This window comes from Shewanella fidelis ATCC BAA-318 (assembly GCF_000518605.1).
Taxonomy (GTDB): Bacteria; Pseudomonadota; Gammaproteobacteria; order Enterobacterales; family Shewanellaceae; genus Shewanella; species Shewanella fidelis.
On sequence record NZ_JADX01000010.1, the window covers coordinates 187739 to 199945 of the forward strand.

At 42.9% G+C, this 12207-nt stretch carries 14 protein-coding genes; 9 read left to right on the forward strand and 5 right to left on the reverse strand.

Annotation, left to right across the window (positions count from 1 at the left end):
* Nucleotides 1-73: 73 nt before the first annotated feature.
* Nucleotides 74-1786 (reverse strand): formate--tetrahydrofolate ligase, encoded by a 1713-nt coding sequence (locus L884_RS0105580; protein WP_028766562.1) that lies wholly within the window; start codon nucleotides 1784-1786, stop codon nucleotides 74-76.
* A 150-nt stretch (nucleotides 1787-1936) separates the two neighbouring features.
* Between L884_RS0105580 and L884_RS0105585 the strand changes: the two genes are divergently transcribed.
* On the forward strand, nucleotides 1937-2827 hold the full coding sequence (locus L884_RS0105585; RefSeq protein WP_028766563.1) for an aldo/keto reductase: 891 nt from the start codon (nucleotides 1937-1939) through the stop codon (nucleotides 2825-2827).
* A 77-nt stretch (nucleotides 2828-2904) separates the two neighbouring features.
* Here the strand turns inward: L884_RS0105585 and L884_RS0105590 are convergent, their stop codons facing one another.
* Together L884_RS0105590 and L884_RS0105595 are read right to left on the reverse strand one after the other, a co-directional pair.
* Entirely contained in the window at nucleotides 2905-3771 is an 867-nt protein-coding gene (locus tag L884_RS0105590; protein ID WP_028766564.1) for a MaoC family dehydratase, read from the reverse strand.
* 107 nt (nucleotides 3772-3878) lie between these two features.
* Entirely contained in the window at nucleotides 3879-4763 is an 885-nt protein-coding gene (locus L884_RS0105595) for a TraB/GumN family protein (protein WP_028766565.1), read from the reverse strand.
* Between the two features lie 45 nt (nucleotides 4764-4808).
* Here L884_RS0105595 and L884_RS0105600 point away from each other — a divergent pair, with 45 nt between their 5' ends.
* On the forward strand, nucleotides 4809-5120 hold the full coding sequence (locus tag L884_RS0105600; RefSeq protein ID WP_028766566.1) for a hypothetical protein: 312 nt from the start codon (nucleotides 4809-4811) through the stop codon (nucleotides 5118-5120).
* A 237-nt stretch (nucleotides 5121-5357) separates the two neighbouring features.
* Complete coding sequence (locus L884_RS0105605) at nucleotides 5358-7100, forward strand: GGDEF domain-containing protein (protein WP_028766567.1); 1743 nt, start codon at nucleotides 5358-5360, stop codon at nucleotides 7098-7100.
* Nucleotides 7101-7120: 20 nt separating this feature from the next.
* On the opposite strand, the gene L884_RS0105610 is transcribed toward L884_RS0105605, so the two are convergent.
* Nucleotides 7121-7645 (reverse strand): DUF3016 domain-containing protein, encoded by a 525-nt coding sequence (locus L884_RS0105610; protein WP_028766568.1) that lies wholly within the window; start codon nucleotides 7643-7645, stop codon nucleotides 7121-7123.
* 274 nt (nucleotides 7646-7919) lie between these two features.
* Here L884_RS0105610 and L884_RS0105615 point away from each other — a divergent pair, with 274 nt between their 5' ends.
* A complete protein-coding gene (locus L884_RS0105615) occupies nucleotides 7920-8225 on the forward strand; it encodes a hypothetical protein (RefSeq protein WP_028766569.1) in 306 nt (101 codons plus the stop codon).
* A 233-nt stretch (nucleotides 8226-8458) separates the two neighbouring features.
* Nucleotides 8459-8764, forward strand: coding sequence for a hypothetical protein (locus L884_RS0105620; RefSeq protein WP_037410451.1), 306 nt, complete (start codon nucleotides 8459-8461; stop codon nucleotides 8762-8764).
* Nucleotides 8765-8845: 81 nt separating this feature from the next.
* Here L884_RS0105620 and L884_RS0105625 read toward each other — a convergent pair whose 3' ends face one another.
* Nucleotides 8846-9355, reverse strand: a complete 510-nt coding sequence (locus tag L884_RS0105625; protein WP_028766571.1) for a DUF4240 domain-containing protein — start codon at nucleotides 9353-9355, stop codon at nucleotides 8846-8848.
* 172 nt (nucleotides 9356-9527) lie between these two features.
* Between L884_RS0105625 and L884_RS0105630 the strand changes: the two genes are divergently transcribed.
* The 4 genes from L884_RS0105630 (at nucleotide 9528) to L884_RS0105645 (ending at nucleotide 12152) form a co-directional block, all read left to right on the forward strand.
* A complete protein-coding gene (locus L884_RS0105630) occupies nucleotides 9528-9926 on the forward strand; it encodes a hypothetical protein (RefSeq protein WP_037410454.1) in 399 nt (132 codons plus the stop codon).
* Between the two features lie 99 nt (nucleotides 9927-10025).
* Nucleotides 10026-10823, forward strand: coding sequence for a response regulator (locus L884_RS0105635; protein ID WP_028766573.1), 798 nt, complete (start codon nucleotides 10026-10028; stop codon nucleotides 10821-10823).
* A gap of 135 nt (nucleotides 10824-10958) precedes the next feature.
* On the forward strand, nucleotides 10959-11231 hold the full coding sequence (locus L884_RS0105640; protein WP_012156924.1) for an HU family DNA-binding protein: 273 nt from the start codon (nucleotides 10959-10961) through the stop codon (nucleotides 11229-11231).
* Between the two features lie 228 nt (nucleotides 11232-11459).
* Nucleotides 11460-12152, forward strand: coding sequence for a TorF family putative porin (locus tag L884_RS0105645; RefSeq protein ID WP_028766574.1), 693 nt, complete (start codon nucleotides 11460-11462; stop codon nucleotides 12150-12152).
* The last annotated feature ends 55 nt before the right edge of the window (nucleotides 12153-12207 follow it).

Sequence of the window (12207 nt, forward strand, 5' to 3'; positions counted from 1 at the left end):
CAGCTAAATAAAAAGCCCCTGCAACAGATGTTGCAGGGGCTTTTTTGTATCTATAAATAATACCAATTAACGACTAGGCTAAACCTACAATCTCACCATTATCATTAATATCTATGTTGAGGTAGCCCGGGGTTAAACCTAAGCCAGGCATAGTCATTACCTGCCCCACAAGTGCTGTAACAAAGCCAGCACCAGCATTTAATCTAAGCTCTGTGATCGGTAAATCAAAGCCAGTTGGAATGCCTTTAATATCAGGATCATGACTGATCGACATCGGTGTTTTCGCCACACAAATTGGCAAATTGCCATAGTTATGCTCATTCAGCCATGCTAGCTGTGATTTAGCTTTGTCTGATAAGCTCACGCTTGCTGCACCATAGCCTACTTCCGCTAGCGTCATCAATTTAGATTCTAAGCTGTCTGCAGTTTGATAAAGTAACTTCAACTCTGATCCAACTTCAGTCGCACGATAAACCATGTCAGCCAATTTAGCTGCGCCTTCCGCGCCTTTAGCAAAGGCTTCGCTGATCTCACAGCCAAACGCTTTTGTTTGGCCAATGCGCTCAATCAACCACTCAAGTTCAGCATCGGTATCAGTTGGGAAGCGATTAATTGCCACGACGACAGGCACACCATATTGGCTTACATTGTTAATATGCCATTCTAAATTGGCAAAACCCGCCGTCAGTCTCTCGCTATCAGGCTGATTAATATCTTGTTCAGACTCAATACCACTGTTGGCTTTTAATGCTTTAAGAGTCACAACCACAACCGCAGCACTTGGGGTATAGCCTGACTCGCGCACTTTGATATTACTGAACTTTTCAAAACCCATGTCAGAGCCAAAGCCCGCTTCAGTTACCACAAAGTCTGCAAGTTTAGCCGCGATAGAGTCGGCAATAATTGATGAATTGCCATGGGCGATATTGGCAAATGGGCCAGCATGAATAAGACAAGGATCGCCAGATAGCGTCTGCATTAAGGTTGGCTCTATGGCATCAGCCATAATCACAGTCATCGCCCCAGCAACACCGAGATCTTCTGCGGTAATAGGCTCACCTTGGTGATTGAGCGCTAAAACCAAGCGACCAATGCGCGAGCGCAGATCTTGCAGATCTCGACTTAAGGCCAAGATCGCCATTAACTCTGATGCTGCCGTAATATCAAAACCAGATCCATGTATCGGACCATTAAACGAACCGTAACCAACCTTGATCTGCCTTAAACTGCGCTCATTATGATCCACAACTCGGCGCCACAAGATATTATCAGCATCAATATTGAGGGCTGCTAGACCAGATTGCTCAGTAAATGCCGCCGCTCCAAGTCGTGTTTCGTGAAATAAGCGCGCATCAAGCGCAGCTGCCGCTAAATTATGCGCGCTACTCACAGCATGAATATCGCCAGTTAAATGTAAGTTCAACTCTTCCATCGGCACAACTTGTGCGTAACCACCGCCCGCTGCACCACCTTTAGTACCAAAGACGGGCCCCATACTAGGCTGACGAATGCAAGCACAGGTTTTGTGACCATTATGATTAAGTGCTTGAGTCAGACCAATGGTAGTGACCGTTTTCCCCTCGCCAAAAGGCGTAGGCGTTACAGCAGTAACAATGACTAGCTTGGCATTTTTATTATTGGCAAGTCGATTGGTAACCGCTAAAGAAACTTTTGCCTTGTTAGCACCATGCAATGACAGCTCATCAGGATTGATCCCAAGTTCACTGGCTATTTGGCTAATGGGTTGGCAAGTATGTTGACGCGAAATTTCAATATCTGACAGCATTCGAATGGTTCCACGATATATTTTTGTGTAGGGTAGGCTTTCGACGGGGAATATAGATGATCTCTGTCACAGGTTAAATAGTCAGCGAACGCTATTTTAGCGTTTTGCAATCTACGTCAACAAAGTCGCATCGTTAAGTAGGGAAACAGTATGCAAGAGCCTGCATTGCAGCTATCACAATTTATCGCCGGATTTTGGCGAACCGCCGACTGGGGCATGAATACTCAGCAACGTTTAGCATTGATTCAAGGGTATTTAGATCTTGGCGTTTACAGTATGGATCATGCCGATATTTATGGTGGTTACCAGTGTGAACAATTATTTGGAGAAGCATTAGCACAGGCTCCAGAGCTAAGAGAGCGCATGCAGCTTATTAGTAAATGCGGTATTCGCTTGCTGAATAAGCATAACCCCGATGTTTATCTTAATCATTACGACACCACCAGCGAGCACATCCTTAGCAGTGTCGAAAACTCATTAACCCGTTTAAAAACTGACTACTTAGATCTGCTGTTGATCCATCGCCCAGATCCATTAATGGATGCCAACGCTGTTGCTAGTGCATTTACAAAGTTGCAGCGCGACGGCAAAGTTCGCCACTTTGGTACCTCAAACTTTAGTCCACAGCAGTTTGATCTACTCCAGTCTCGCTGCGATCAAAAACTGATCTGCAATCAAGTGGAGATCTCACCAAGCAATATGAGCACACTGCACGATGGTACGCTTGATCATTGTCAGCAACATAAGTTAATCCCGATGGCATGGTCTTGCTTGGGCGGCGGTAATATCTTTTCAGCACAAGATGAGCAATCAGTAAGGCTACGCAGTACATTAACCCGTATCGCTGATGAGCTAGGCACAGATGATATTAGTCAGGTGATTTATGCATGGGTAATGGCTCTACCAAGTAAGCCTCACCCTATTATTGGCAGTGGCAATATTGAACGCATCACTTCAGCTGTCAATGCCAGTAAACTCAAGCTCAATCGTCAGCAATGGTTTAGCATTTGGCAAGCATCAACAGGCCATGGTGTCCCCTAAAATGAACATCAAAAAAGGCGCTAATAGCGCCTTTTTTACGCCAATTTAATTGGCGCTATGCCCTATGTGAGTAGAGCTTATAGAAAGGTAATTTCGCCGCTTAAATGTGGTCGGCGACCTTTTTGATCTCTTAGCTCAAACACCGCTTTATCTTCAAGCTGCTCTGCAGCGAAGCTCACACTGTTTGGCATAAATAACGGTAGCTTAAAGGCCACATCAATTTTACAAGGCTTGTCAGCAATTGTAGGCATAAGTTGCGCCACACAACGACCTTTTGACCACATACCATGTGCCAAAACCCGATCAAAACCAAAACGTTTAGACATAACTGGGTGCAAATGAATAAGGTTGTAGTCGCCAGAGGCTTTTGCGTAACGGCGACCAAGATCTTCAGCAAGTGTCCAACTAACTGGCTCTTGCCAAGCCATTTCGCTGGCCTTAGGTGGGCGCACTCGCTTAGCTTTGCCTTCAATACGATATAAATAGGTTGACAGCGATTCCCACACTAATTCGTCTGCTACATATACCTTAGAAACGAGCTCGAACTCTAGCCCTGAATCCGTCATACGGCTGGTCGTCAGCGCACATTGAATAACAAATTTTTCATCCACTTTTGCTGGACGGTGTACCGTGATGCTGTTCTTTAGGTGGATCATACCTAATAACGGGAATGTAATGCCTTCATGGGTAAAAATAACCGCATGTAGTCTAAATGCCATCACATAAAGATAGGTCGGTGGTAGTGTTTGACCATCAAACTCGAAACCACACACTTTGGCATATTGTGCCACTTTGTCAGCAGACAAGGTCACATTTGGGGTAGAGATATTAATTACTGGCAGCGGCTGTTCGTCCCAGCCTGGCTTGCGACCAAAAAATATTTTGCGATAAAGCGTAAATAGTGACGGTAACGCCTTTAGATCGATACTGTATTCTTTATTCAAACCAATAAAACCCTTCAATATGACACGGGAAACCAAAATCGAGCGGCGCATTATACACCAAAAGCCACTAACCTGATAATCCTAGCCCAATTCCGGTCAATTGCTGATTAGCGGCATTGCTGTTGCCAGCAATTTTTACTGCTAGCCCCTAAAGGCTGCAAATAGGACTGAACCGACTTTTTGCCAACTAAGTGCCCGGCGCCAACAACGACAAATAAAGGCTGTTTGGTATCAGGCGACTGCATTAACTCGACAATGCGCTGTGCCATAGTGTTATTACGCCCCCAAAGCATCTTCTCTACCATTTCGGTTTCCCCTTCACGCAACATTTCACCTTCCATTAAGTCAGCTAACTGCGTCTCATCACCACTGCGCCAAGCTGTAATTAGCTCTAACATATCGCTATCAGGGGCTTCGATAGCTTCTCTGACCATGCTCCATTGCGTCTCAGCATCGAAAGATGACAACAGCTGAAATTGAAACTCTGTACTCTCAAGCTCATATACCGGCTTTGCTCCTGCTTGATTAACAAGCACTGCATCGACCCCGTAATCACCGCTATAGCCTAAAGCCGCATAACGCCCAATACTCAGTTGCATCGATTGCAGCCAAGGTGAGTAATGCTCAAGCGCAGCGCACAGCTGCTGCTGATTTTGGCAATATGCCTTGAGCACTGTGGCAGTGTCATTATCCATTACCAGCTTTTTAGTACCGTACTTAGCCAGCAAGGCTGGCACATCAGCGTACCTCACATCAGCTTCAACAACGATAGCTGCCGATTGCTCAAAGGCTTGCTCAATTTGCTCTGCTAGCGGATAAAAGCTTGCTTTGCCCACATGAATGGAACCTAATAGATACGCTGTTTTTCCCTGATGAGATATTTGATAAAAGGGTGGTTTATCAACAGGTTCAGCAGCAAAAGCCGCTGATATAATTCCAAAGCTTACCCCAATGAATACGATTAAACGTCCAAGTCTACTTGTTGCTATCATCCTTGCCCCTTATAATTCAGCCAAATTTCTATTTTAGAGGCTGTTATGCCACACACACAGGTTATTGAGCAACTAAAAGCCAGTTTGCAAACCGCCTATCGCCAAGCTATTGATGCCGATGCTCGACTCGACGAGCTACAAAAAGCAGGCCACGTAAAGTTTGATGCTATTTTTAGCGCATCAGAAGGCTTTACCACTAAAAGCACTCGCTTCTCGCCTTATGTACAAGAGTTAGCTAGCGATATGGAAGCCATGATTCAAAATCCTGAATCACTAGCAACTGCGCTAGAAAGTTACGTACCGAAACTAGCGCTATTGTTACAAACAATGCAAGCGTTCAAATCAAACGCAAAGTAACGGTATGTGAGGCTAAGCAAGACTTTATATATTCAGTCTTGCTTGACGGTTTTAACTAGTGGTTTAAACCGTCATCAAGCCGTAACCTCTATCGGCTATTATTTTTATCACTAAAACATCTGTGATGGTACGCCATTTAAGCTGAAGATTTATATCAATAACAGCCAGCTTATTGTCATTGAACTGTCATACCTGTGTCATAGAATTTTCTACCTCATTAATATTTGGTAGGAAATAATGTCCGCTATCGACCTAAAGCTTGAACTCGATAAAATTATCGACAAAGAAAAAATTAAAGCGGTCTTCCAACCCATTTGCAATATTTCTACCCATAAAATTCATGGTTTTGAAGCCTTAAGTCGCGGCCCAGAACACAGCCCACTGTATTCACCTGTACCACTATTTAGAACTGCAGCCTATGAAGGACGTTTGTCTGAACTTGAGGGGGTATGCCGGCGAATATCCATTCAACAATTTAAGCATAGTCAGCTTCAAGGTAAGTTATTTCTCAATATTTCTCCTAAAGCGCTACTCGATCCTAACCATGAAAAGGGGTTAACTCTTGGCTTAGTACAAGAGCTAGGCCTACAACCTTCACAAGTGGTTATCGAGTTATCAGAGCAATACCCTGCCGATGATATCGATCTGCTTAAATCCTGTTTAAACCACTATCGAAGCCAAGGTTTTTTAACAGCAATTGATGATCTCGGCGCAGGCTATTCAGGTTTACGTCTATGGTCAGAACTGGCGCCTGATTACGTTAAAATCGACCGCCACTTTATTGAGTCGATAGACACCTCTTCAGTAAAGCAGGAGTTTGTGCGCTCTATTATCGCGCTCTGCCAAAATTTAAGCTGCAAGGTCATTGCTGAAGGCATAGAAACTCAGGAGGAATTGGTCATATTAAAGCAACTCGGCATCATCTATTGTCAGGGTTTCTTACTAGGTCGCCCCGAAGTTGAGCCTAATCGCACCATTCCCTTTAGGCCAATGATGGAGCCGGTTACAACTAAAGTGCGCTTTGCTGAATCTGCTGAAAGTTTATCTAGCCGAGCTACGACCTGCCAGTTCAACAGTAAACTCAAGACCATTGGCGAGTTGTTTAACCAACACCTTGGCTTACAGGCGATAGTCGTCATGCGCGCAGATGAAGTGATTGGTATGGTTTTAAGAACTCAGGTCATCGAGCTGTTTAGCACGCCTTACGGCCGCGCCTTAAACGAGCATAAGACAGTTGAAGAGGTATTAACCGCTGAACTTATTCGTATAGAGGCAGATATGCCTATTTCACAGGTGAGTCAACGCTTAACCAATGACTCAACCGATTTAGTTGTGCAACAATTTATCATATTGAAGCAAGGTAAACTGCTTGGTATAGGTCACACCAAAGACTTGCTCGCAAAAATAACCGAACAAAAAATCGCTGTTGCTCGCCATGCTAACCCACTTACCGGGCTGCCTGGAAACATTCCGATCCAAGAAGAGTTACAACGCTTACGTTTACAGAAAAAAGCCTTTTATTTGGCCTATTTCGACTTATCAAACTTTAAGCCTTATAACGACATTTATGGCTTCTGCCGTGGTGACGAAGTGATCCGCGAAGTTTCCCGACTATTACTACAACAGCAAGATAGTAATAACTTTATTGGGCATGTGGGCGGGGACGACTTTGTCATGATTAGTACTTGTGATGATATCGCAGCGCAAGCACAGCAGGTCATTGGTGATTTTGAAGTAAGCAAATCGCTGTTCTATTCCAAAAAGCATTGGCACGCTAAACGTATGTTAGCCGAAGACCGTCAAGGTAAAAAATGCTACCACGAACTGATTTCGCTCACAGCGGGGATTTTACCCCCAGAGGTGACCTTAAACTGTAATGAACATCAGCTATCAACCTACAGTGCTCAAGCAAAAAAACAGGCTAAGCAAGCAGTTAACTCACTTAGCCTATTTAAATTAGACATGACGCTGGCACTTTAAATATTGATAACGTTCGATGTTTAAAGCTTTGGCTTAATTGTGTCTTTTAGCCAGCCAGTCAGCAGTGCATTTTCGTAGCGATAAGGTTTGTCGTTCATTTTATTAATTGAATACATAAAGCCCATATCGGTTAGCTTTTCATTACCAGCCATTATGACCTTATCACCTTCAAGAATTTTGTAGCTGAAAGTGATTCTTGGCGGGTAGATATCTTTGACAACTCGTAAATCATTTACAGTTGCCCCAAATGTTGGTCTGACATCACCGGCTAAATCTAAGTCAGTGACCACCATTTCCAACTTTTGCTCTGGCTTGAGAATTTTGCTGGCTTCTTTATCAAGGTTTTTAGTTAACTGCTCAAAGGTGCGCTTTTCAAACCGAGATTGAATTTCACTACTAGAGCGAATATCTCTAAAGTTGCTCGGATCTTGCCATTCAACTTTAACCACACCCTGCTCTGTTACTGGATTTTCAGCCGTGTCGTCTGCCGCCCACACAGAGCTAGATACCAATAAACTCGCCACTAGCATGTATTTTGCTTTCATATTTGCCTCCCCCGCTAATAGATAACTCAAGCTTTACCCTGTTAACTGTATAAGATTAAACCTGTATCAATGCTTAATCTAGGTTTGGATCTTGATTTATGAGTCGTACATTTAACAGCAATATTAGTAGACCATATTATATGTAAGTTAGTTGCATCAAATTGCATCAGTAACCTATAACACCAGCTTTCTTCTATATTGCATTGACTATATTGTGTTTGCTTTATCTGTCTTTTAAGCTCAATCTTAAAAGTGATACCTAGAGATTATTTGTATGCAAAAATTAGTGCCGATTATATTTGTTGTTCTGCTATTTAGCGGCCTTGGCGGGGCAATTTATTATATTAATCAGACTGAAAAGTCAGCCAAGCCAGAGTCATGGTCAGCGTTTATTTATAAAAATGGCTACAACTCGGGAAGGTACGATAAAAAAGATGGCTTTGACAGTTACCCTAACTGTAAAGCTTATGCTGAGCAACAGTCAGCAAAACTCGAAGATGCGGCGTGGGAGTGTGGCCTAAATTGCCGTTTCGACTCAATGCGTCAGGGGTTCCATTGCGAGACGATGGAAAACAAATAACTGTCAGTAACCAGTCTACACATAATAAACCAGCGGCCAATGCCAGCATATGAAGCTAACCTGTTCATGAGTTGTCATTTCGTTATCTCGCATTAATTACTGCACACTTTTTGTTCAGCTTTGATACAAGTTGTATCCGCTATTATGTCTCCCAAGTTAATAAGCATCGTAGAAACTAACCAGTTTGATGCGTTTATCAATGAATAAATTTACTCAACTTTGTGGAGTCCAATATGAATAACTTTACGACTAAAGTTCCTTTTTCTGGCCGTATGGCACTGTTGGCCATCATTTTGAGCGTATTCGCTTTTGTAGGCCAAGCGAATGCTAATGAGTTTAGCCCTAAAGAAAAGGCGGCGATTGCTAAGCACCATCAGATCATTGAAGAGCAACTTGCTGAGAATGATCATGCCTTAGAGTCGACGCTACAATCTGAGTTTGACGCTCAAGTTGAAGATTCTGAGCAAGAATTCATGCAGCTAGCCTGCACAGCTCACGGAATGGATTTTGATGACACCACAGGTGTCTGTTTCGAATAGCGACTAGCACCAGATAAGTAACAAAAAACGAGGCTACTGCCTCGTTTTTTGTTGCGCTAGTCTCATGAAAAACAACCAATGTTAAAAAGGAAACGCTGCGCTTAACAGGGGATAATTAGCCTTAAGTTGCTTTTTCTTATGTGAGAACTTCTTACCAGCTGGTGTTGCCTGACCAGACGGTACATAAGGCAGTTCGTCGTCGTTACGCTCTTCATACAATTGACCGGCGATAAGATCATACTCATCCACAAATGGGTATGCATAGCCATCTTTTTCGGGCCACAGCTCAAGTTTGCCTAACTCGTCAGCAGACTCGACAACTTTGTCATACCACTCTTGCCCAAGAGAAATTAAGAAACAACGAAATTCAGCAAATGCATACTCTGAGTCGCATCCTGTAATGACATAAGCCGCACCCCACACTGACCATGAGTAACTGCGACGCATCTGTTGACCAAAGATCTTGTCAAAATCACGCAACTCATCATTACTTAGTAAACTCAGCTTCTGCTTCAATGCATCGGCTAATTCAGTTTGATCTTGTTGTGGTGATGTTCGGGTTACTAGTGCCCAAAACTCAGATTCAGTCATCGGATTCTCTAATCATGCGGTTCAATTGCCGCTATTCTAGCGCATTAACCAGAGTGATTGGTACAACAACATCGGTGTCGTTATATAGTAAATCATACAGGTATAGACGTAGTTATAAGATTTTTTTACACTTCACTGTACATTTATTCAATATGATGGCTTGAAGCAGATAATGACCAAACCGCATCCCCTGTTAGCCTTTTTGATGTTTATTTATGCCTTACTCGCCGTTGCTGCACTATGGCGCACTTTTACCACACAAGCATTTGATCTACTCACTTTAGGTGTATTACCAGTGCTGTACGGGTTATACACGCGCCAATTTTGGGCTGGAGTCGTATTTAAAATTTACCTTGCAATTCAAACTGTAGCCCTGCTTGCTTTAGCTACTGCGGCAGTAATTGCTTACCAAATCACTCCCGAAGATGTAAAAGTTGTCTATCAAGGTCAGAACATTCCAATTAGTGCTCTTGTTGCACTGACTATCCTAGTGATGGGCTTTCAGTATTGGGTAGCCTTTAGTCAAAAGACCCGCCTCTATCTTGCATCAAATAACACTAGCAATAACTAAGCTAAATTAAAGTCACTATATCGCTATAGCATAATCAGATTGAACTCTATTACGTAATGTGACGCCATACTAAAATAATTAAAAACGGTAATGACACTTATGAGCCATTTACAGCCCAGTGAACTCTCTATCCTACTGGTAGAGCCTTCTGATACACAAAGAAAAATCATTTGTCAGCGTTTAGAGCAAGAAGGCATAAAGCTTATTCAAACTGCAACTAACCTTGCTGAAGCTATGCAGATCATTAACCGCCATCAGCCAGATCTAGTTGCCAGTGCCATGCATTACGCCGATGGTACCGCATTAGAATTATTACAACAGATAAAGTCATCAGCTCATTTTAGCGACATTCAGTTTATGTTGGTGTCTAGTGAGTGTCGCCGTGAGCAACTAGAGCAATATAGACAATCTGGTGTGGTGGCAATTTTGCCAAAGCCTTTTAGTGCAGAACATCTTGGTAAAGCGATTAATGCAACGATCGATCTATTGAGTCATGATGAGTTAGATCTCACTCATTTTGATGTGCAAGATCTGCGGGTGTTAGTGGTCGATGACAGTAAAATGGCTCGCAATATTATTAAGCGTACGATAACCAATTTAGGTCTACGCTTAATAACCGAAGCGGAAGATGGTCAACAAGCTATTGAGCTTATGCAGCAGCAAATGTTTGATCTGGTCATTACTGATTACAATATGCCTAGCGTAGATGGTCTCGCCTTAACTCAGTTCATTCGCAACAATAGCCAACAATCACATGTGCCTATTTTGATGGTGTCATCAGAAGCTAATGAAACCCATTTGAACAATGTCTCACAAGCCGGTGTTAACGCCTTGTGCGATAAGCCATTTGAGCCAAATGTTGTGAAACAGATCTTATATCAGCTATTAGAAGAGTAAAAATTGAGAATTCGCCCCTATTTTTGACTTTAATGCCCGCAGGATAAGGCTAAAGCACTTTTCAAATGCAAAAGCTTGTGGCATGTTAGGTCTTGCTACTAACAATTTAATCTACGGAAAGAAGAGACTATTCAAATGAATAAGACTGAACTTGTTGCAAAAATGGCTGAATCTGCAGAACTAACTAAAGCTGAAGCCGCGCGTGCATTAAAATCTTTTGAAGAAACTGTTGCAGAAGCAATGAAGAATGGAGACAAGATCTCTATCGTTGGTTTTGGTTCTTTTGAAACAACTCAACGCGCAGCTCGTACAGGTCGTAACCCACAGACTGGTAAAGAAATCCAGATCCCTGCGGCTACTGTACCTAAGTTCAAAGCTGGCAAGACGCTTAAAGATAGCGTTAACTAAATCACTGTTTCCGCAGTTAATAACTAAACCTCCCTTGGGAGGTTTTTTTATATCTCAACAAACTGCCCCATCTCGGTGCTCCGTGCCCTAACTTGTATCATTTTTGCACAACCACTTGCATATCCAATCAATAAACAGCTGTTTTAATTAGATGTTTATTCTGGCTTAGAGCTTGCTAAATAACCCCTGACCATCAAAAACAATAATGTTTCATCTAAGGGGAATACTATGAACAAGCGACTAATCAAAACCAGTGCTCTGTTATTAAGCTCACTCGTGGCGGTATCTGCACAAGCTGCCGTTGAGGCTAACATTGGTGCGACATCAAACTACTTGTGGCGTGGTGTAAGTCAAACCGATGATGCAGTAGCGATACAAGGCGGTATTGACTATAGCCATGAGTCAGGCTTTTATGCTGGCACTTGGGCATCGAATGTCGATTTTGGTGATGATACTAGCTATGAAGTTGACTTCTATGCTGGCTTTGGCGGCAATTTCACTGACGATTTTGGTTATGACATCAATTATCTCTACTACGCCTACCCAGATGCTGACGCCAGCGTAGATTTTTCAGAAGTTACCGCAGCCCTTAGCTGGAAGTGGTTAAGTGTTAGCTACTCTCACGTTGTACATGCAGGTGATGATGTCGCCAGTGAACCGCTGGATAATAGCGATATGGGTTATGCTCAAGCCAACTTAAGTTATCCACTGTCAGATACGCTTTCAATCGACGCACATTATGGCTATTCAACAGGAGATGTGATCACAGCTTGGTACGATACAGATAGCTATTCTGATTACTCGCTAGCGTTAAGCAAAGATACCGAGCTTGGTACTGTATCTTTTACTGTCAGTGATACAGATCTGAAAAATGATGATGCCAAGTTTATCCTCGGCTACAACTACAGTTTTTCTCTATAACATGCTGTAAATCAGGCTATTTATGCTAACTTCCAGCATAAATGGCCGCCTCACT

Bases quoted from the DNA above. Each gene is read 5' to 3' on its own strand.
- L884_RS0105580 (WP_028766562.1), bottom strand. From the start codon at position 1,786: ATGCTGTCAGATATTGAAATTTCGCGTCAACATACTTGCCAACCCATT.
- L884_RS0105585 (WP_028766563.1), top strand. From the start codon at position 1,937: ATGCAAGAGCCTGCATTGCAGCTATCACAATTTATCGCCGGATTTTGG.
- L884_RS0105595 (WP_028766565.1), bottom strand. From the start codon at position 4,763: ATGATAGCAACAAGTAGACTTGGACGTTTAATCGTATTCATTGGGGTA.
- L884_RS0105600 (WP_028766566.1), top strand. From the start codon at position 4,809: ATGCCACACACACAGGTTATTGAGCAACTAAAAGCCAGTTTGCAAACC.
- L884_RS0105605 (WP_028766567.1), top strand. From the start codon at position 5,358: ATGTCCGCTATCGACCTAAAGCTTGAACTCGATAAAATTATCGACAAA.
- L884_RS0105610 (WP_028766568.1), bottom strand. From the start codon at position 7,645: ATGAAAGCAAAATACATGCTAGTGGCGAGTTTATTGGTATCTAGCTCT.
- L884_RS0105615 (WP_028766569.1), top strand. From the start codon at position 7,920: ATGCAAAAATTAGTGCCGATTATATTTGTTGTTCTGCTATTTAGCGGC.
- L884_RS0105620 (WP_037410451.1), top strand. From the start codon at position 8,459: ATGAATAACTTTACGACTAAAGTTCCTTTTTCTGGCCGTATGGCACTG.
- L884_RS0105625 (WP_028766571.1), bottom strand. From the start codon at position 9,355: ATGACTGAATCTGAGTTTTGGGCACTAGTAACCCGAACATCACCACAA.
- L884_RS0105630 (WP_037410454.1), top strand. From the start codon at position 9,528: ATGACCAAACCGCATCCCCTGTTAGCCTTTTTGATGTTTATTTATGCC.
- L884_RS0105635 (WP_028766573.1), top strand. From the start codon at position 10,026: ATGAGCCATTTACAGCCCAGTGAACTCTCTATCCTACTGGTAGAGCCT.
- L884_RS0105640 (WP_012156924.1), top strand. From the start codon at position 10,959: ATGAATAAGACTGAACTTGTTGCAAAAATGGCTGAATCTGCAGAACTA.
- L884_RS0105645 (WP_028766574.1), top strand. From the start codon at position 11,460: ATGAACAAGCGACTAATCAAAACCAGTGCTCTGTTATTAAGCTCACTC.